Source organism: Thermogemmatispora sp. (genome assembly GCF_042408735.1).
In the GTDB taxonomy this organism is placed as follows: domain Bacteria; phylum Chloroflexota; class Ktedonobacteria; order Ktedonobacterales; family Ktedonobacteraceae; genus Thermogemmatispora.
Map to the genome: position 1 here is coordinate 43,643 of NZ_JBHOQV010000204.1, position 19,873 is coordinate 63,515.

Annotated in this window: 18 protein-coding genes; 8 read left to right on the forward strand and 10 right to left on the reverse strand. The window is 60.9% G+C overall.

Features of this window, described 5'->3' with window-relative positions:
* Window positions 1-125 precede the first annotated feature (125 nt).
* Window positions 126-1,259 (forward strand): carboxylate-amine ligase, encoded by a 1,134-nt coding sequence (locus ACFMO7_RS21700; protein ID WP_376797571.1) that lies wholly within the window; start codon window positions 126-128, stop codon window positions 1,257-1,259.
* Window positions 1,260-1,362: 103 nt separating this feature from the next.
* Here ACFMO7_RS21700 and ACFMO7_RS21705 read toward each other — a convergent pair whose 3' ends face one another.
* Complete coding sequence (locus tag ACFMO7_RS21705) at window positions 1,363-2,760, reverse strand: GNAT family N-acetyltransferase (RefSeq protein ID WP_376797572.1); 1,398 nt, start codon at window positions 2,758-2,760, stop codon at window positions 1,363-1,365.
* Window positions 2,761-3,249: 489 nt separating this feature from the next.
* Complete coding sequence (locus ACFMO7_RS21710; protein WP_376797573.1) at window positions 3,250-4,206, reverse strand: class I SAM-dependent methyltransferase; 957 nt, start codon at window positions 4,204-4,206, stop codon at window positions 3,250-3,252.
* A gap of 734 nt (window positions 4,207-4,940) precedes the next feature.
* On the opposite strand from ACFMO7_RS21710, the gene ACFMO7_RS21715 reads away from it, so the two are divergent.
* The 7 genes from ACFMO7_RS21715 to ACFMO7_RS21745 all read left to right on the forward strand — a co-directional run bounded on the left by ACFMO7_RS21715 (window position 4,941) and on the right by ACFMO7_RS21745 (window position 11,615).
* On the forward strand, window positions 4,941-5,201 hold the full coding sequence (locus tag ACFMO7_RS21715) for a ferredoxin family protein (RefSeq protein WP_376797574.1): 261 nt from the start codon (window positions 4,941-4,943) through the stop codon (window positions 5,199-5,201).
* A 170-nt stretch (window positions 5,202-5,371) separates the two neighbouring features.
* Window positions 5,372-6,076, forward strand: a complete 705-nt coding sequence (locus ACFMO7_RS21720; protein ID WP_376797575.1) for a hypothetical protein — start codon at window positions 5,372-5,374, stop codon at window positions 6,074-6,076.
* A gap of 627 nt (window positions 6,077-6,703) precedes the next feature.
* On the forward strand, window positions 6,704-6,913 hold the full coding sequence (locus tag ACFMO7_RS21725) for a hypothetical protein (protein WP_376797576.1): 210 nt from the start codon (window positions 6,704-6,706) through the stop codon (window positions 6,911-6,913).
* 263 nt (window positions 6,914-7,176) lie between these two features.
* Entirely contained in the window at window positions 7,177-7,935 is a 759-nt protein-coding gene (locus ACFMO7_RS21730) for a Bax inhibitor-1 family protein (RefSeq protein ID WP_376797577.1), read from the forward strand.
* A gap of 454 nt (window positions 7,936-8,389) precedes the next feature.
* Window positions 8,390-8,737, forward strand: coding sequence for a thioredoxin (trxA, locus tag ACFMO7_RS21735; RefSeq protein ID WP_376797578.1), 348 nt, complete (start codon window positions 8,390-8,392; stop codon window positions 8,735-8,737).
* Window positions 8,738-8,953: 216 nt separating this feature from the next.
* Window positions 8,954-9,697 (forward strand): GntR family transcriptional regulator, encoded by a 744-nt coding sequence (locus tag ACFMO7_RS21740; RefSeq protein ID WP_376797579.1) that lies wholly within the window; start codon window positions 8,954-8,956, stop codon window positions 9,695-9,697.
* 481 nt (window positions 9,698-10,178) lie between these two features.
* Entirely contained in the window at window positions 10,179-11,615 is a 1,437-nt protein-coding gene (locus ACFMO7_RS21745; RefSeq protein WP_376797580.1) for a tetratricopeptide repeat protein, read from the forward strand.
* Window positions 11,616-11,810: 195 nt separating this feature from the next.
* Here the strand turns inward: ACFMO7_RS21745 and ACFMO7_RS21750 are convergent, their stop codons facing one another.
* The 8 genes from ACFMO7_RS21750 to ACFMO7_RS21785 form a co-directional block, all read right to left on the reverse strand.
* Window positions 11,811-12,650, reverse strand: coding sequence for a HepT-like ribonuclease domain-containing protein (locus tag ACFMO7_RS21750; RefSeq protein WP_376797581.1), 840 nt, complete (start codon window positions 12,648-12,650; stop codon window positions 11,811-11,813).
* A gap of 507 nt (window positions 12,651-13,157) precedes the next feature.
* Window positions 13,158-13,571: a molybdenum cofactor biosynthesis protein MoaE gene (locus ACFMO7_RS21755; protein WP_376797582.1), complete on the reverse strand. Its 414-nt coding sequence runs from the start codon at window positions 13,569-13,571 to the stop codon at window positions 13,158-13,160.
* 72 nt (window positions 13,572-13,643) lie between these two features.
* A complete protein-coding gene (locus ACFMO7_RS21760; protein ID WP_376797583.1) occupies window positions 13,644-13,898 on the reverse strand; it encodes a MoaD/ThiS family protein in 255 nt (84 codons plus the stop codon).
* Window positions 13,899-13,958: 60 nt separating this feature from the next.
* Entirely contained in the window at window positions 13,959-15,518 is a 1,560-nt protein-coding gene (locus tag ACFMO7_RS21765) for a leucyl aminopeptidase (protein ID WP_376797584.1), read from the reverse strand.
* A 35-nt stretch (window positions 15,519-15,553) separates the two neighbouring features.
* Window positions 15,554-15,964 carry a response regulator gene (locus ACFMO7_RS21770; protein ID WP_376797585.1) on the reverse strand — a complete coding sequence of 137 codons (411 nt, stop codon included), beginning with the start codon at window positions 15,962-15,964 and terminating at the stop codon, window positions 15,554-15,556.
* 116 nt (window positions 15,965-16,080) lie between these two features.
* On the reverse strand, window positions 16,081-17,961 hold the full coding sequence (locus ACFMO7_RS21775) for a sensor histidine kinase (RefSeq protein WP_376797586.1): 1,881 nt from the start codon (window positions 17,959-17,961) through the stop codon (window positions 16,081-16,083).
* A gap of 292 nt (window positions 17,962-18,253) precedes the next feature.
* Entirely contained in the window at window positions 18,254-18,676 is a 423-nt protein-coding gene (locus ACFMO7_RS21780) for a hypothetical protein (RefSeq protein WP_376797587.1), read from the reverse strand.
* A gap of 409 nt (window positions 18,677-19,085) precedes the next feature.
* Entirely contained in the window at window positions 19,086-19,622 is a 537-nt protein-coding gene (locus ACFMO7_RS21785; protein WP_376797588.1) for an RNA polymerase sigma factor, read from the reverse strand.
* Between the last annotated feature and the right edge of the window lie 251 nt (window positions 19,623-19,873).

Here is a 19,873-nt window from a genome sequence, read left to right on the forward strand (position 1 = left end):
TTCCTGGTCGTCTCGCGTCCCAGGCAGAAAATAGAGTATAATTCAGAAGGATCGTCTTGAAGGCGTTGCGTGTCGACGGAGCCACCTCTGCCGGACCAGTCGCTTTGAAGAGCAAAGGATCATCTATGAAACGTCGGTCAATCCTTTATCGCCCTTCTCTTGGCGTAGAGGAAGAATTTCAACTCGTTGAACGTCGCAGTGGTCAGCTGTGCAGCGCCATCGAGCGCGTCCTGGAGAAAGGCCAACCCCACTTTGGCGAGCAGATCAAGCCCGAGATGCACGCCTCAACTGTCGAGATCATCAGCTCGGTCTGTCCCGATATCGCCGCCCTACGACAAGAGTTGAGCGGGCTGCGCCGGTGCCTGATCGAAGTGCTGGCCGCCGAGGACCTGGTACCGGTCAGCGCCGGCACCCATCCGACGGCTCGCTGGCAGGACCAGCAGCGCACCGAGCGGGAGCGCTATGCGGAGCTAGAGGAGGAGGAACAGGATGTAGGCCGCTCGTTGCTCATCTTTGGCCTGCACATCCATGTCGGCATTCCCGACCGCGAAGTGGCGATTGCCGTCATGAACCAGGCGCGCCTCTGGCTGCCCCACCTGCTGGCTCTCTCTGCCAACTCGCCGTTTTGGGCTGGCAGGCTCACCGGCATTAAATCCTACCGATCCGTCGTCTGGAAACGCTGCAACCGCAGCGGCCTGCCCGAAGTCTTGCCCAGCCTGGCCCACTTTGAGCGCTACGTAGACGATCTCATCGAGGCTGGAGCCATTGACAATGGCAAGCGCATCTGGTGGGATATCCGCCTCCATCCTTTCTTCGACACCCTGGAATTCCGCATCTGCGACATGCCAGCTACCCTGGAAGATACCCTCGCCCTGGCGGCCCTCTGCCAGGCTCTTGTTGCCAAACTCTGCCTGCTCCATCAGCAGGGAGTGACCACCTTTGCCCTTCCGCGCCTCTATATCGAAGAGAACAAATGGCTGGCCATGCGCGATGGACTCGACGCCACCTATATCGACTTTCTCAACCATCGGCGCCTGAGCATGCGTGAAGCCATTGGAGAGCTGCTTGACTTCCTCGCCGATGTAGCTGAGGAGCTGGGGAGCCAGCGAGAAATGGCCTATCTGCGAGCTCTCCTGGTTGATCCGCGCGGAACAGGTGCCGATCGCCAGATCGCCGTCTATCGCCAGAGCGGTGCCATCGACCAGGTCATTCGCCTGCTGATCGAGCAGACCACCCAGGGTGTCCTGGAAGTTGCATGAACCGTTCAGCGATCGGCCCAGCCAGGGACGAGCAGGCACGCTCAGGCGACTGCTCGCCCCGCCCTTGGCTCCGGGCTTGGCTCCTCAGCCGGACCTTCGTATCTCATCCCAGCGGGATAACCCACGAAGGCCGCTTAGGAAAGAGCGTCTGCAGGAGCATCTCCGCCGTAGGCTTCACATCTACATCAGGAAAAGCGTAGCTTAGCTCCTCCAGGCTCCGATACCCAAAGAGGAGCTGCAGAAAGACCAGCGGAGGAAAGGCTGCATCGGCCTCCTCAGCCTCAAAGGCACGCTCCACCTGTTGCACCCTCTCCAGACGTCCCGTCTGAAAATGCAACTGCAGTTCGCGGCCATAAAAATGCAGGCGGAGCAGTCCACTGTAGCCAGCCAGCGGCGAATGAGCCAGGCGACGCTCCAGGGCCGGAGCCACCCGACGCAAGAATGCGGCCAGATCGGAGACACGCACGTACCAGGCATAGCGACGGCTGCTCCTCACAGCTAGCGGCTCGCCGTAGCGATCAGGCAAACGCAAGAGGGCCGCGCGGATCGGATGCTCACCGGCAAGGTAGAGGCGCAGATGATCGATCTCCGCAGGCTCTCTGCGCACCGGCATCTGCCGACCCCGGGCCAGAATCGCACGCAGGACAGAAGGCAATAGCGAGAAGAGATCAACCCCTGGCATCACCTCAAAGCAGTGCATGACTGGCACCGCCGAGCGCCAGCGCATCGTTGGCATCACCACAAAGCCCAGAAAGTTTCCCGACTCCCCGCAGATCACCTGGATAAACCAGTGCTCGCCCGTGCGGCAGCCCTGCCAGTGGCTCAGCTGATAGCGCCACCACTCCTCACCGATCGGCGTCGAGACCGCCAGCGGCTCCCGCCGCCGCTGTGCCTCGTAGAGTGCCATAATAGCTGGTAGATCCGCCAGGGTGGCAGCGCGCAGGCGCACCGGCTCTCGGCCATCCTCGGGCGCGGGCGGAATCTGGGTTACCGGAAAGGTCAAATAGCCATCCAGCTCCAGCGCGTACTCATAACCGAACTGGCGGTAGAAGTAAGGGATACCCGTAATGGCCTGTACCAGAGCGCCTTCGGCCTCGCTACGCGCGTGGAGCAGCTCAAAAAGCGCCCGGACCAGGCCCCGCTGACGATAGTCAGGGTCGCTCACCACCAGCTCGGGGCGTCCCACCAGCAAGCGGACGTCCTCATAGTCCCAGAACTGACGCCAGAGGCAGGCGCAGGCCACCACGCGCCTGTCTGTGCGTCCCAGATCCTCTACCAGGGCAAAATCCTGGCTCCCCATCAGCGGATGGTCTCCACTAAGCAACTCGCGCACATGCCAGGCCAGTGGCTGGTTGAGAGGATCAGCCGGGCTGTTGAGAAAGACCTCACTCTCCAGGCGCGCCAGCTCTTCGACGTCCTCGGGACCTGACCAGCGCAGCCGCAGGCCGTTTCCCAGATCGCGCGAATATTGGAGATCGGCGGGAGACCACTTCAAAGTCATAAAAAGCCTCCTCTTCTGATAATGCTGTATTGGATCAATAAAAAAGCAAAAAAAGACCCCACCCCTTGTCCTGGCCTCTCTACCAAAGCAAAGGACCGGGGGGAGAGCAGAGGTTCAGTCGGCGCACCCGGACTACGAGCGGAAACGCTCGCGTCCCAGTGGAGCAGAACAGGAGTGAGTCCCGAAACCAGGCGAGTTCAACGATGAGGCGGGCAGCAGATAGGAGGGAGTGCAAGCTCTGTCTGACGCCTGAAGAAGCAGGGAAGAGCCAGGCTGGTCGCCCTGAGATGAAGCGCTTCTGCCCGGTTGGGCCGAACGTAGCACTCTACCTTCATCATCAGGGCCTCCTTTCAATGTCTTGAGCTGGCCACCAGGGACCAGGCTGGAAAAAGCCAGACAGAGTATAGCCCTTGAGAGACCAGCTGTCAAGCGGGCAGAGATGAAAAACATAGAACACTTGCCTACCGTGGAACGGTGATGAGTCGGAGCCTAGAGCTGGAGCGGCTCGCGACTCCAGCGAGCGAAGATCGCCGTTGACAGCAGGCGCTGAGCGCTTTCCTCCACCAGGACCATCTCACCCGTCGTAATCGTACCGCCGTAGCCGCGCATCATCTCCGCCAGAGCATAATACAGGCTGAGAGCCGAAGCGCGGATCGCATACGTTGTCAGCACCACGAACAACGGCTCATCGCTCAGCAGAGAGCGGCAGGTCTGCAGCAACGCCGGAAGCGACTCCTGCAGCTTCCAGACCTCACCGCGCGGGCCGCGTCCGAACTTAGGTGGATCGATAATCACCCCATCGTAGCGCGAGCCGCGACGCACCTCACGCTGAGCGAACTTTAGAGCATCATCCACGATCCAGCGAATCGGGCGCGAACTCAAGCCCGAGAGAGCCTGATTAGCGCGGGCCCACTCCAGAATCTTCTTAGAGGCATCAACGTGGGTCACACTGGCCCCAGCGCTGGCGGCGGCCAAAGAAGCCAGGCCCGTATAACCAAAAAGATTCAGAACCCGGACCGGGCGCCGGCTGGCCTCCTGACTCACCAGTTCGGCCAGCCAATTCCAATGGCTGGCCTGCTCGGGGAAAACCCCCAGGTGACGGAAAGGCGTGGCTGCCGCCCAGAAACTCAAATGTTTATAGCGCACCAGCCAGCGAGACTCGATCGGGCGGCGAAACTGCCAGCGCCCATGCTGCTCCTGGTCGTCCCCCAACGGAGAAGCGCCCGCAAAAATCGCATCGGCCTGTTCCCAGAACCGGCGAGGCAAAGCGGGCTGCCAGAGTGCCTGTGGCTCGGGGCGCACAAAGCGATAAGGGCCAAGCCGCTCCAGACGGGCGCCGGCGCCACTATCCAGCAGCGCGTAGTCTTGCCAATCCGCGGGCGCCAGCAAAATCAACGGGGGTCTCTCCGCGGCCTGTGAGGCCAGACTTTCCTCAACCTGACTCATGCCAATACTCTATAGGATCAAAGCCAATTTGGCAAGAAGCCCTTTCCCGCCCGGCCAGCTCCCCTCATCCAGTCCTGGCCTGTAGTGTGGTTCCCTTCTCCACCCTTCTCCAGGTTGTACCCTCTCCCTCCCTTCCTGGTCGCTCTGCGAGGGGCAAAGCCGAGCGATCGGAGCAGAGAAAGCATACACACACTCTCTGTGAGGGAACTGTGAGAGAGCCAGAGCGAACCCTTTTCAGGAAGGCAAAAGCTCAGGAAAGGGACGATCTGGAATTGACATCGCCTTGCCAACCTTCTATACTGAACTAGGCTACAATCAGAGCCTGTCCATCGAACAGAGCCAGCGAGCGCTAGCCCGGAACGAACCGGCCAGAGGCGGTGGGCGCTACGGATAGGCTCAGGGAAGCGATTGAAAGCGAGACTTGTGGCGGCGCCGAACCTGCACCAAGCGGTCCCATTGCCAGCAAAGCAACGAAGCGCCTGCTCTCTAAAAGGACTGAGAAGGTCAGGGGCGCTCACCGCGAGATCGGGAAGACGTACCTATGGGGCCTGACCGCTAGCTGACTTACTTCCTATCTGGTCTTCCCATGAGTAAGACCGCCAGGCCCCTGCGAGGATCAAGCTCATCTCAGAGGAAAAGGAGGCGGCGCGGTTCCCCCCCTTCCTGCTTGCTTGCCGACCAAATGAACGTCTTAAGGCCTGGTGTAGGCGGGGGTTGATGCGCCGGAAAGTTGGATGCCCTACGTGATCACTCAGCCGTGCATTGGCGTGAAGGATGCTTCTTGTGTTGATGTCTGCCCGGTAGATTGCATTCATCCAACGCCGAACGAAGAGGGGTTTGAGGAGAGCGAGCAGCTCTACATCAACCCCGATGAGTGCATCGACTGCGGCGCCTGTGAGCCGGCCTGTCCGGTCAGTGCCATCTTTGAAGAATCGGCGGTGCCCGAAGAATGGCGGCACTTCATCAAGATCAACGCCGACTTTTTCAAGAGGTAAGTAACCACAGGCTGAGCCGAAGAAAGAAGGAAGCGGAGCGTGCTGGTCGCCTGGCAACGTGAGGGGCGGGCAGACCATCGATCTGCTTGAGGGTACTGAAAGGGCTGTGATATAATGCAGGTGCACGTAGCATCGAGAAGAAAAGAACTTCTACTGAGGGAGCTGCCCCTATGCCAGTAACGAGGCGCAGACGCGCGAATCCACCAGAGCAACCAGAGAACGACAACCATAACCATGTGGCGGAGCAAGGGGAGGAAGTTGCAGCCGAGCCACTGACAACGGAGCAGGCTCCCATTGTACCGCTGGATGGTGAGCAGGCGTCGGCGGCGCTTCCTCGTCAGGGAGCGCCACAGGCTCCCGCGCAGTCGGGAGAGGCCGCTCCTCTGCCATTTCCGCCCAGTGAGACACTCGCTACGCCGGCAAGCCCCGCCGCGCCGCCAGTGCCAGCCGCCAACGGCGAACGCCCGCTGACCGAGCGGCAAGGTCCCGAGTATCTTCCGGCGGTGCCTGCGGAAGGGGGCCGCCGTACGGCCCGCGAGTACTTCCGCCGGCCAACGCCAGCGGTTGCCCCCAGTGCTGCCGGTCCCGTGGCGACCTTCCAGCAGCCATCGCCACCGGCGCCATCTCATGAAATTACTCTGCCGCTGGGCAACCTCTTGCATCTGGCCTACAATCCCAGCTATACCGGCGCGGACGAGGCTCGTAGCCAACTGCTGCGCCGTCTGGAGAGCGAGAGTAAGGCTGGTGGGCGGGCCCGCTGCTGGAATTGCGGTTCCCTGGCTGTTGTCTACGATCGCTGGGAGACGCGCAGCAGGGCCTTTGGCGAAGTTGGAGTTGCTTACTGCGAGATCTGTGGCGTCTGGAGCGTCATGTAAGGCGACAGGGCAGGCCGAACACGCTCGACGCTGGCCAGCCAAGCTCGATCCGACTGGCTGGGTCGATGGCCTGCTTGTCTGCGGATACATGCCTCTCTGTCTCGCTGACGCCGCAGCGCCCCTCGTTGCTGGCCTCTGCCGCGGCAACGCTGACAGGCTGGGAAAGTCTTTTTCTGCCTGACCTCCCCTGTCTGAAGAGCCAGGGAAAGTCAGCCGACCAGCCAGCCAGGACCAGGGGCGGCGGTCAGACCGGGTAGACAGGCAGGGCGCAAGGAAGTCTGCCCCCAAGCTGGCGAGTGCCCTGCCTGAAACCTCCTTCCGAGGCCAGTTGGGCCAAAGCCAAAGAGGAGGTAGGCGGCCTGGTGGACAGAGAGAGCCAGGGAAGGAGGGGGCAAAGGAAGCTGAGAGCAGGCGAGCGCTCAAATGCAATCCGTCGTCGGCCAGACCCTGCAGAAGTGGTCAAGCTCTCCCTCCAGTTTCACCTTGGACTTGAATCGGGAACAAAAGGGAAAATCGGCATTGAAGCTGCCGGTTTGCCTGCCCGTCCGCTTCTGCCTTCCTCCTCTCAAAGTCGGGTCTTGGCACTGAGGCTCCTATAGCGCGCTGATCAGAAGGAGTAAGGGATTTATGACGACGAGTCAGGATCAGGAGAACGAGACGCCGCGTCGCTGTCCCCGCTGCGGGGGCCTGCTCTACAAGCCCCTGGGTAGCTCTTTCTATTGGCATGCCGATAGCAACCATCCGCCCTGCGACATCACCAATATTGCCGAATCCTCCTTCCAGCCGCGCAGTGCGGAGATCGACAACCCGGCAGAGAGGCGTGAGCCAGCGAAATAAAAACGCCCTGCCGGGCGTTTCCATTTTCTGGAACAGGACCATGTTGAAACCGGGCAGGGACGGCAAAAGGCGGGAGGGAGTCAGAGAGAAGGGTGGTTGTACAACTTCAGGCCCGCGGCTGCGTAATACCTTGATGAGGAAGGAAGCTAGGGACGAGAGCGGCTCTGGCTGTTGAGTCGTAATCGCAGAGACAGGCGATGGTCTGGATAGCGGCGGAGCCGCCTGGCAACGGAAGCTGCCTGTTTCCCTGAGTGAGGTGAAGCATGTATAATCCACGCTATAATTCGCCGTTCGGTATGGGAGGAGAGCGCAATAGCTGGCTTGGCTCCTATCCCTACCAGACGATTCCTTACGTCAACGAGCAGGCGGGAAGCCTGGTCAGCAAGGTCATGCTCCTGCTGGCCATCTCCTTCCTGGTCGCCTGCATTGGAACCTTTGTTGGTATCTCCTTCTTTGCCCAGGTAGCCGGAATTGGGGCCTATCTGCTGGTCGCCTTTGGTGGCTTGATCGTCCTCTTCATTCTGCAATTGGCGATCAATGTCCACGGGCTGAACCTCTTCCTGCTCTACTTGTTCACCTTCCTGGAAGGAATGTCGCTGGCGCCTTTGGTAATGGCGCTCACCGGCGCTGGCATGGGCAATATTCTTGGTGAGGCCTTCCTGATCACGGCGGTCTCTTCCTTGGGCCTGGCCGCCTACGCCTGGACCACGCGACGTGACTTCTCGGGCCTGGGGAAGTACCTCTTCTTCGGCCTGATTCTCTTGCTGGTGGCGGGCATTATCGGCCTCTTCCTGCCTGGCCTCTTCGGCACAGGTCTCGGTGGCTTGCTGATCTCCATCGTTGGCATCGCCGTCTTCGGCGGCTACGTGCTCTACTACGTGCAGCGGGCCAAGTACCTGGCCGATACCCTGCCCAATGCCATCATGCTCACCGTCGCCATCTTCGTGACGGTGATGAATCTCTTCCTCTACATCCTGCGCTTCCTCATGATCCTGCAGGGAGGAGAGCGCAATAGTCGCTAGCTGGCTAGCTGGCCAGGGCCGGCCCGGCGCCGGAGTGCTCTGGGAAAGCCTTGGTCGAGCCTGGTCGGATGATGGGGCCAGGAGAGCACGCCCGCCCAGCAAGACGAGTCTATCTGCCGGCGCTGCTGTCACCGCCCCTCGTCCAGGTGAACAGGCGCGAGCAACGAGCCGAGGCGGGTTGAGGAGCCAGAGCAAAAAAGATCGCTCGCTTCTCTCTCCGCTCGGCTGTCATCTGCTCAGCCAGGGAGTGGTAGGACTCTCGTCGCCAGCAAGGTTCAGGCTATTGCAGGGATCTCTCGCCAGCGAGTATAATCAGACGGTGGGCCTGGCTCTCTGGAATAAGGGCAGTGGTGCCATTGTTTTCCTAACTGAAAGCCCTTGAGGCTATCTTCTTGACTTGTACAAAAGGCAAGGAAGAAGAGCAACCATTTTCCAGGGAAAGAGAGTCACGTGAATGGCTGAGCGTTCCAATCTGTTCCATGTCAGCGATAGCGACTTCGAGGCGCGGGTGTTGAACTCGCCGACGCCAGTGATCGTCGATTTCTGGGCAACCTGGTGTCCCCCCTGCCGCGCCCTCGCTCCCACATATGAGCAGCTGAGCGACGAGTACCAGGGGAAGCTGGCCTTTGCCAAGATGGATATCGACGAGAACCAGCTCACACCCATGCGCCTGCGGATCCAGGCCGTCCCAACGCTGATTGTCTTTAAAGACGGTCGAGAGGTAGCCCGCTTGGTGGGCCCCCACCCGCTGCGCCTGAAAGGCGAGATCGATCGCATCCTGGCTCAGGTCAGCGTCGCTTGAGCCGCTTGCTGAGCGGGTAAGAGGAGAACGCAAGAGGCAGTGTCGGAGGAGAAGTGCGATGATAGAGGCCGTTTCTAAAACCGCCCGTCTGTCTCGCACTTCTCCGTGTATCTTCCCCTCTCGACGCTTTTCGGCTTTTATGATATATTCTTCTCATCATCCTGACTGCCTAAAAGGTAGAATCCTGTTGTCTGGACATAGGGGGGACTGTATATTATGCCAATGTTGGAACGTTCAAACCCGCTGCCGCTCTATTACCAGCTAAAGGAGGTGCTCAAGCAGCAGATCCGCGCCGGGCATCTCGCACCGCATACCGCCATCCCGTCGGAGCCGGAGCTGGTGGCGCGCTATCGCGTTAGTCGCGCCACGGTGCGTCAGGCTCTGACCGAACTCGTCCATGAGGGCCTGTTGTATCGTCAACATGGCAAAGGGACCTTTGTCTGCGAGCCGCGTGTACAGCAGACGCTCAGCGAGCTAACCAGCCTGAGCGAGGATATTCGCCGCCGTGGCAAGCAGCCAGGTGGGCTGCTGCTGGTCAGCGAGCTAGTGCGCGGCTCCGAGACGGTGCGCGAGCGCCTGCGCCTCCTCGACGAAGAGCAGGCGATTCGTGTGGTGCGCGTACGAACCGCTGATGAGGTACCGATCGCCTATGAGGTTGACTATCTGCCCTATCCGCGGGCAACGGGTATCTATCAGCGAGCCAAGGAGCTGGGCGAAGGCTCCCTTTACAGTATGATGGCCTCGGAGGGTCTGACTCCCTATATTGCCGAGCAGACTGTCAAGGCGGCCCTGCCCTCGGCGCGCGAGGCCGAGCTGCTGCGCATTCCCCCGGATGAACCTGGTCTGCGTGTCACTTGCACGACGTTTGACCAAACCGGCTCGCCTATCGCCTATAGCGAAGTCTTCTATCCAGGATCGCGCTACGAATATATGGTCACACTGCGTGTCGCAAAACCCTGAAAAGCTGACCAATAGCCGCTTCGGCGGCCTGTGGAAGGTGGTGAGGGAATCCTCTTTCCTTCGACCCTGGTCTCCCGAGAAGGGCTAGCCTGGTGCATCGCCCTCTTTTCCTGCCTGTCTTATGTGGCGTTGCCGTCGCTCACCGTACAGCTTCCTGCGGCTGTACGGTGTTGAGCGTGCTGAAGATGGTTCGCTGCCAAGCGAGAAGGAACGGGCCGGCCTCTTCACATTGGTGGATGGACGTTGCTCGAGAGCCACCTTGTGCCTGAGCCGACGGGCTGGCCCGCCCGATTTCCTCTGCCCTCTCCTCGGCTCTTCTGCCTTGCTCCTCATCCCGGCTGATCGCCAACAACAGACTAGAAGAAGCTCTGATGGCATGTTATACTAGGCCGGGACGTGCTTTTGCGCGAGGCCTTATGCTGCTTGGCCACTGTTATTCAGCAAGCACGCTCTGATGAGCAAACAAGAAGGGTAGCTACTGATGGAAGATATACCGGAGAGGGAACAGGCGGCTGACTCGGGAGCTGCTGCTCAGAATGGGGCGGCAGACGTTCGCAGTCGTGAGGAGCAGGAGTGGACCGATCGCGGCAACGAAGCGGCGCGGGCTGGCGATTATGAGCAGGCGGTGGCCGCTTTTGAGCGAGCGGTGGCGGCTAATCCTGACAGCGCCCGTTCGCGATACAACCTGGCTCTGGCCCAGCAATATCTGGGCGATCGTGAGTTAGCGATTGCCGGCTATCGGCGCGCCATCGATCTTGATCCCGGCCTGGTCGAAGCCTATATCAATCTGGGCCAGCTCTATAACGAGTTGGGCCTCTACGAGGAGGCTATTGAGACCTTCCAGCAGGCTCTCGAGATCGACCCCGAGAACGACGAGCTTTACGTCAGCCTGGGCGATGCCTATCGCCTGCAGAACCTCTATCAGGATGCGGTCCAGGCCTATCGGCAGGCTCTCATCCTGAACCCCGATCAGTCCCTGGCCTCGGTCAATTTGCGAGATGTGCGTGGGCGTATCAACGACCAGTTGCGTCGGCTCATGGCCCAAGAGGCTGAGATCGATCAGAATCCGGCTGATCCGAGCCGTTACGGTGAGCTGGCGGCCATCTGTCTCGATATGCGACGCTACGACGAGGCGCTCTCGGTCGCCAACCAGATGCTGGCCCTGGAGCCGGAGGGGCGGGCTGCTTATGATGTCCTGGCCCAGGTCTATGAGCAGATGGGCGAGCGCGATCAGGCTGCCCAGGCCTATGAGCGTATCGTGGCTCTGGCCCCGGAGGATGCGGGGGCCTGGGAACGGCTCGCTTACTGGCGTTCGCTGCAGGGACAGACGGAGGCTGCCTTACAGGCTTACCGCCGTGCCCTGGAGCTTGATCCTCAGCGACAGGGGGCGCGTTTCGGCCTGGCAGAGACCTGCATGGAGGCTGAACGCTATGAAGAGGCTGCCAGCACCTACCAGGAACTGATCGCCGCTGCCGACGATCTGCAGGAAGAAGAGCTGGCGGCAGCCTATGCTGGTCTGGCCGATGCCTACAATGCTCTGGGCCGCTATGAGGAGGCTATCGCGGCGGCCAGTGAGCTTCTCCAGCGCTTCCAGGACGATGCCGAGGGGTACTATCAGCTTGCCACCGCTTACGATGCCCTCGAACGTTATCAGGAGGCGATCGAGAACTACGAGAACGCCATCGAGTCCGACCCGCTGAACGCCGATTATTACAATGACCTGGCTGATACCTATCGCGAGGTCAAACGTTACGAGGATGCGCTGGAGATGGCCCGGCAGGCCATAGCGCTGGACCCCTCGCTGGTACTGGCCTATGAGACCCTGGCCCAGATCTACCAGGAAATGGGGCGAAGCGATGAGGCCCGCGAGATCCTTGCTCAGGCAAACGAGCTGCGCCAGGCCGGTGACTCTCTCTAACTAACAAACTAAGCGAGTCTCTGTCTGGTCTTGTCCCGCTCCTGCTCAGTACCGCTCAGGCGGGGGAAGAAGCGGCGCGGTGCGGCACGGTGTAGCGCCATGCAGCGCGCCGCACACGGCGACGGTATGCTCCCTTCCCCTGCGGCTTGCCCTCTCGCTCGTGCGAGCAGTGCCGGGTGGCGGGCCGCAGCTCTCCTATGGCTCCAGACGACCTTTGATCGTCTCGGCAAAGCTCTCCAGGTCTTCCAGGCGCTGTCGGATGTGATCGTAGAGCAGGTCACGGTTGAGCGTTCCGGGGTCGCGGATCAGCGCGTCGCGCAGGTTAGTCAGGACCTCCAGGCGGTAGGCGAGCGTCTTGGGGATCAGCTGCTGGGCCGCTACGATGCTCAGCAGTTCATGGTAGTCCTCGGGTCGACGCAGGCCGAAAGAAGCGACCAGGATGCTGCAGATCTGCAGGCAGGCTTCAATGGCAAGCTGAAGATAGCGCTCTGCCAGGCCGTAGATGCGGTAATCGCTGGTAAACTCCTCGCGCTGCGTCTCCCCCAGGCCGCGCAGGATGGCGATAGCCTCGCTGAGCTGCTGCAGATGGCGCTGTACCAGATCCTTGTCGATTGGCAGCAGTTGCTGCTGCAGGCGGCGGCTCAGGGCCTGATTCTGGATCTCGTCAAAGCGCTTGAAATCCAGATAATCCATGACCGCCTTTGTCTCAAACATGATGCGCCGCTTCTCGTCGCGGCTGTAGAGGATCTGGCCGTACTTAATCACCTGTAGTTTGAGCAGCAAAGAGGCCTGATTGAGAATCATAACGTCGATATTCTCGGTCTCCAGGCGTCTGGCCAGCTCGCTGAAAAAGTAGAGCTGGTAATCGAGGAACTGGTCCGAGCGCACCTGATCCATCAGAAGAATGGCAATATCGATATCGCTCAGTTCCCCAAAGGTCGTGCGACCCTTCAGCACGCCTGTGAGATACGCGGCATTGACGGGATTCTGGGCGAAGAATTGGTGAAGCTGTGCCTGCTTCTCAAAGAGATTCATCAGCAGCCTCCGATCAAACTCCTTGAGGACTGTCGGGAGACAGGAGCAGAAGGCTTCAAGGAGTATCCCCCATCCGTTGAGAGACCGGGGGTGCTTTCCAGCCAGTCCTTTGCCTGCATGCAACAATTTGGATAGAAGAGAGGCTTTTTCCTCTCTCTTGTATCTAATATTCTACCATAGAAATACGTCTGCGGCGGCCTCCCGTCCTCTCTTCCCCTGTTCAGCTCTCGCGAGATGAACCTCTGCCCCAGACCGGTGGGCTGCTCCTGGCCTTGCCGGCACTGGAGAGAAGTCGGTTGGCCTGGCCAGGCGGATGGGGTATCGATGGCCAGCGGGTCGAGGGGCGCTCTTCCGTTGGCTGGCCGGTCCGGGCTGGCAGTAGAGGCGATCCCCCGCGTGAGGAACTGGCTCTGGCGCCGGCCTGACAGGTCTCCATCCCTGTGGAGAGCTGCAGTTCTGCTCTGCTCTGCCCGCTATCCTACAGGTGAGGGGGGCCGCCGCTCGCCCTCAGCCCTCTACCCAGGCTTCCCCGTCAAGGCTGACTTCCTTTTTCCAGATAGGGACGGTCGTCTTGAGCGTATCGATAATGTAGCGACAGGCTTCAAAAGCTTCGGCGCGGTGTGGCGTTGCGACCACGATGATCACGCTCGCCTCGCCGATCTCGACGCGTCCGAGGCGATGGGCAACCGCTACCCGTTCGGCCCCCCAACGGCGGCGAGCTTCCTCTACGATGAGCCGGATCTGTTGCTCCGCCATCTCGGGATAGGCGTCGTATTCCAGGTAGCGAATCTGCTTGCCGCGGGCGTGATTGCGTACCACGCCCTCGAAAATCACAATGCCGCCGACCTCGGGCGCGGCCACCGCGGCCAGCAGCGCCTCGCGATCCAGCGGCTCGCGTTTGATCTGAATCAGCGGCTCCATAGGGGTATCCTGCCAGAGAGAAAATCGTTTCCCCTTTCGGGGGTAGGACGGCTGCCCGCACCTGGCAAGGGTTCAGGAGACCGTCCCACCTCCGAGCGGTGGAATAAAGACAAGCTCATCATCTTCCTGCAGCACATGGTCTGCGGGAACATAGGCGCGATTCACCGCGCAGAGAGAACGCTCCAGGATTGGCTGCAGGCGGGAATAACGGGCGATCAGTAGCTCGCGTGCCCTGGCAACGCTGGTCCCCTCGGCTACTGTCAGGACCTCGGCGTCCTGGCCGACGATCTCGCGCAATCCCGCAAAGTAGCGTACACGGATCTTCATGCCAAGAGTATATCACGCTGTTCGCTCGGCTGTACAGGCAGACAGCTCCCACCGCTCAGCTCAGCCTTGGGTGGCGCGCCGCATGACGAACTCGGCCAGGGTTCGCACAGCGACTCCCGTGGCTCCCTTCTCCTGGTAAGGCTTGGGACTATCCACAAAGCTTGTGCCGGCGATGTCCAGGTGAGCCCAGGCCGCCGAGCCGGCGAAGTGTTCCAGAATCTTGGCCGCCGTGATTGAGGAGGCGGGCCGTCCGCCTGTCTGTTTAATATCAGCTACCTCGCTCTTGATCTGCTCAGCGTACTCGTCATCCAGCGGCAGGCGCCATAGTTTCTCTCCTACAGCCTCTCCCGCAGCGATGAGTTCTTCGCTCAGGCGCGTATCGTTGCTGAAGAGACCGGTGTAGACATGTCCCAGCGCGACCACGATGCCGCCGGTCAGTGTCGCCACGTCGATGATCGGGGTCAAGCCCTCGCGCGCGGCATAGGACATGGCATCGGCCAGAATGAGCCGTCCCTCGGCATCGGTGTTGACAATTTCGATGGTCTTGCCATTCATGATGCGTAGAATATCGCCTGGCCGATAAGAGCGTCCGTCGGGCATATTCTCGCTAGTTGGCACGAAGGCCGTCACGTTGAGAGCTGGCTTGAGGCGTGCGATAGCCTGGATAGCTCCCAGCACGGCAGCGGCTCCGGCCATATCTCCTTTCATAGTCACCATCCCGTCGGCGCTCTTCAAAGAGAGACCGCCACTATCGAAGGTGATCCCTTTGCCGACCAGCGCCAGACCCCCCGCTTGCTCTGGGGCGCCACGGTAACGCACGATGGCCAGATAGGGTGGTTCGCTGCTCCCGCGTGAGACGGCCAGCAAGCCGCCCATGCCCAGCTCTTCCATCTGGGGGCGCTCCAGAACCTCGCACGCCAGGCCCCAGCTTTCGGCCATAGTGCGAGCGCGGCGGGCCAGCTCGCCGGGAGTCAAGACATTCGGAGGCTCATTGACCAGATCGCGCGCGAAGTTAGTGGCCTCGGCCAGAATGCGCCCCCTCTGGAGAGCGGTCTCGAGCGTGCTGCTATCGTAGGTGGCCTGGGCCGGTCCGACCTGAAGGAGAACTTCGCGACATGCGGCCTCGTACTCGCTCGGACCATTGCTGCGGTAGCGGCCGAAGCGGTAGAGGCCGAGCAGAAAGCCTTCGACCTGAGCCTGAAGGGCTGCCAGGGATGTCAGGGTCTGCGGGGCGTCGGCTTCTGGCTGCAGGCTGGTCACATCGATCGCCAGAACCACGCGCCGTGCACCCTTCTCCTGAAGCTGGCGGGCCAGGGTAGCGCAGGCTCGGCGCAGGGTCCGCGGCCCATCGCGCTCCAGATCGCCGAGGCCGAGCAGGATCACCCATCTGGCGGCCAGCCTGCCAGCCGTAGCAAAGGACGTCATCTCGCCGCTGCTGCCTTTCACCTCCCCGCGGAGGCAGCTCTCTTGCAGTAAGCCTCCCAGCCGCTCATCCAGCAGCTGCGCGGGCGCGCTCAAGCGTGCCCGATCACTGCCGCGAGGGCGCCCGACGCCCACCACGAGCGCATCGCAGGCGATGTCTGTCAGAGATTCATTAATCAGACGAAGATCGAGTTCCACAGTCTCACTGCTCCTTTGCGCACCAGCTCGTACTCTCAGGAAGCCCGAGATGTCAGCAAGCGCTCGACCAGATCCAGCAATTGGCGCGGCTTAAAGGGTTTCAGCAGATACTCATCGTAGCTGCCGCCGGAACCTGGGCCGCGGATCTCATCGGGCGGGTAAGCCGTGACTGCCACGATTGGCACCTTCTCCATCCCCGGGCGGGAGCGAATCAGCTGAGCCGTGCGTTGTCCATCGAGGACGGGCATCAGCAAATCCGTCAGAATCAGATCGACCTGCATCCGTTCCAGCAGATCTAAAGCCTCGCGGCCATGAGCAACCGAAAAACAGCGATAGCCGCGAGAAGAGAGGACCCTCTCAAGCAGCAGGCGATCGGAAGGGTCGTTCTCAACGATCAGAATAGTGGTCTCGCGTCGTGTGGGTGATGCGCCGGTATCCATCGTCATCGACCGTCACTGTCGTCCTAGATGCTTCAGCGTGGAGCAAGGGAGAGTAGCTGGCCCCGGGTAAAGCTGCGGCCAGCCTGTGGCTGACCTGGTTCACCCGCGAAGCCTGGGCCTGCTCAGGCCCGACTCTGAAGCTTCGGATGAGCCGCCAGGGGCAGGACGAAAGAAAAGATCGAGCCACGCCCTGGCATACTTTCCACAAAGACCTCGCCGCCCTGCAATTCCACAAGCTTGCGAGCAATGGTCAGGCCCAGGCCAGTACCTCCAAACTTGCGCGCTGTGCTGCTGTCGGCCTGGCGGAATGCCTCAAAGATATATTCCAGCGCTGCCGGCGAGATACCGATCCCGCTATCATGCACAGCAATACGCAGCATATCATAGCGTTCCAGCAGACTGCAACGGATCGTAATGCCGCCGCGCTCGGTAAACTTAATGGCGTTAGAGACCATATTGACCAGCACCTGGCGCAGGCGGTAGCCGTCGGCCAGCACCCGCGGCAGCTCCTCCGGTAGCTCCAGCTGTAAAGTCAGATCACGGGCAAAGGCCAGCGGTTTCAGCTGATCCACAACCTCGCGCAGACAGCCCTCGATCGCCAGCGGTTCAAGGCGCACCTCCAGGCGGTCGGCCTCGATCTTAGAGAGATCAAGCATATCGTCGACCAGGTGCGACAAATCCTCGGCCCGGCGGATCATAAAGCGGATATGCTCTTCCTGCTCCGGCGTCAGTGTCCCCTCGACGAAGCCGTCCACCAGCAGCGAGCCGTAGCTGATGATACTATGCAGAGGCGCCCGTAGCTCGTGGGTGACGGTAGCCAGAAACTGCGACTTGAGCTGATTGGCGCGCTCCAGCGCCACGTTCTTCTCCTTGACCTCAGCAAAGAGCAAAGCGTCCTGGATGGCCATCGCCGCCTGGATAGCCGCCGTGCTCAACAGAAAAGTATCGCGCTGCGTCAACTGATAGGGGCGCTCCGAGTAGAGCATGATTGCCCCAATTGTCTCATCTTGCAGCAGCAGTGGAGTAGCGATCACGGCTCCGTAGCCCGCCTCGAGCGCCAGCCGCGCCCAGCGCTCTTGACGCTCCTGGTAGATAGCTCGTACATCCTCGCCGTAGGCGATTTTCTGTTTCTGCATGGCCATGCGCGCCAACAGCATGTCCAACTCGCGCAGCGCCTCCTGGGGGATGCGCGGGTGGGGAGGCTCCACGCGGGCCACGGCGGCCTGAAGCCGCGGGGGGCGGATCAGTCGGCGCCGGGGAGCCGGAGGGGTCGGACGTGGCAAAGCGGCCATTTTGGTCGTCGCCGCCAGCGTGATATCGGCGCGGGGATCGGTATAGACGCGCACTTGGCCCTGGCGAAAAGTCTCACCGGTCAACAGCTCGGTGCGGGGAGGATCGTTGCTCCAGAGGGCCACTGCCCAGGGAGCGGGCTGATCGCGCCCATAGAGCAAGAGCGAGACCTGGCGCACCTGCATGATCACGCCGAGGCGGGAGACAATCTCGGCCAGCAGGTGCTCCAGATTGAGCGTCGAGATCAGAGCGTCGCTCATGCTCAGCAGGTCGCTGAGCTGGCGCGTCAGCAGGCGGCTTTCGGCATCCTGATGCGCCAGCGCCGAGCTAAGCTGCTGAAAGGCCCGCGAGAGTGCAGCCAGCTCATCGCCTGGCGAGAGAGGTGCCGGCGAGGGCGTAGACGTCGAGGAAGGCGTGCGGGGAGGCAACGACAGCGGCAGGTGCAGACCCTGCTCTACCCAGCTCAACAGCTCCGAGAGAGGAAGGGTGACGAGCCGGCGGACCAGAAAGCTGAAGAGCAAAAAGCTCGGAGCGCAGGTAAAGAGCAGCAAGGAGGCGAGGGCCAGCCAGACACGAGGGAAAGCCGTGTGATGAGCCGAGAAAAAAGAGAGCAAAGGCCAGCTCAGGACCAGAAACAGGCCCGAGCAAAGAACACCGCTCAGCCCTGCCGCCAGAATCAGCTTAGCACCCAAAGAACGCACCGTTGCACGCATGCAGCACACGCCTCAGCAATAGATAAGGGGAGGGCCGCCTCCGGCTCATCCTCCCCTCCACCTACCGCGCTGAGAAAAGGGCTGGCGTGTGCCTGGCCGGCCCCAGCGACCGGAGCAGCGCGGCGAGGTGGGTAGTCCGTCGGCCTCAGCTTCAAGAGGGCGGGAGGCCCTCAGCGCCTCGGAAGGAGATCCAGGCCGGCGGCGCCGCGAGTGAGCCTGCTCTGCCCGTTCTGTTTGCCGCCACCTGCGGGTTGGCATGCCCAGACCCCGCCATCCATTTCAGGCTCCTTTATTATAACGGATGAGTGGGAGCCTGTGTTAGCGGGGGGACTGGCAGGCCAGCGCTGGTCGGGGTGGTATCCTCAATATGCTCGACATATCCGCTGCGAAGCAAGCGAGCCACGGTGCAGGCCACATCTTGCTCGTCGCGGTGGACGAGGCGGGCGATCTCGCCCAGGCTACGTTTGCCGTTCAAGAGCAGAAAGACCAGGCGTTCGCGGCGATCGAGCTGAGAAATAATTTCGGGCCTGGCCGCCTCGGGAAGGGCGCGAAAATAAACGTCGTACTGATGCAGCTCAGCGTGGGCCTCCGTCTCCACGGTAGCGGAGCGCTCCGGCCTTGGAGAAGCAGAGGCGGCAGGCGAGGTCAGCAAGACCGGTGCGGCGCGCGTCGCAGCGTGCTTCAGATACTTACTAAGACCCCAAGCTCGTAACATGACATCCCTCCTAACCTGTTCAATTCGCACTGCGAATCCACCCCTGGTTCATGAGAAGTGGCTTGGGACCCACCACTACTACATTATACTCGTTGCACCTAGTTAAGAGGCCGCCTGGTGGAAGAGGAGAGACAAGGGGAGGGAGGGAGGAAGGAAGGAAAGAAGGAAGGGAGAAAGAAAAGGGAGGCGAGCGAGGACGCCGGCAGTACCGCAGGGCGGGATGAGGCAGGGAGATCGATGGACGGGGAGGGCATCCCGCCATGAACAGCGCCAACGGTGAGAGCAGCGACGAGGCCAGAGATGCCAGCGGTGGCCGGGCCAGGAGAGGCGAGAGCACCGATCGGAGGGCTGCCTCTTTCCCTGCCTGGCTGACAGTGCCGGATCATCACCTTCCCGCGGCGAAGCGAAGCTACTTAGAGCCGGTCCCTCGCTCTAATGCCTTATAGTGTTCGCGGAAGGACTGACGCGCGCGCGACAGATACATCTTCACACCGCTCTCGGCGATATTGAGGGCCTGAGCGATCTCGCTATAGGAGAACCCTTCCTGGGTATAGAGCAGCAGGGCGGCCCGGTATTGCTGGGGCATGCGCCGCAGGGCGGCCCGCACCAGCTCAGTAGTCGTGTAGACCTCCTGCGGGTCGGCGCTCTCCACGTCGGCTGGCTCGTGATCGAGATCCTGCCAGGGAAGCCAGGCGATCAGCTTCTTGCGGCGCAGGGCGTCGTAAGCCGTATTCGTCGCAATGCGGTAGAGCCAGGCCGAGACCTTCAGATTGCTATCCATCTTCGGCAGAGCGCGGAACGCCTTCAGGAAGGTGTCCTGAGTCAGATCATCTGCCTGCTCGCGGTCGCCTACCAGGTGATACACATAGTTATAAATAGATGTTTTATACTCGTCGTAGATCTGATCAAAAGACCAGGTCCTCTCTTTTGTTTCCGCCCTAGCCATGCGCGACATCCCTTCGATGTTGACTATAGCTAGAATCTCGCTCTCCCTCGCTGATAGCCGGAGCCTGCCGGGGCAGGGTCGAGCGTGGGGGAGGAACGGGAAACCTATACCTTAGTAGCATTGCGCTATTCACACTGCTGCTCTCGTATGCTGTTTATCATGTTAGCATATTGAGCGGGTTCGTTGAAAACGGTTCTGTTTATGTTAGTACTATTTGGGGGGCGGCCTCTTTTGCCAGCGAGGGGCAATTA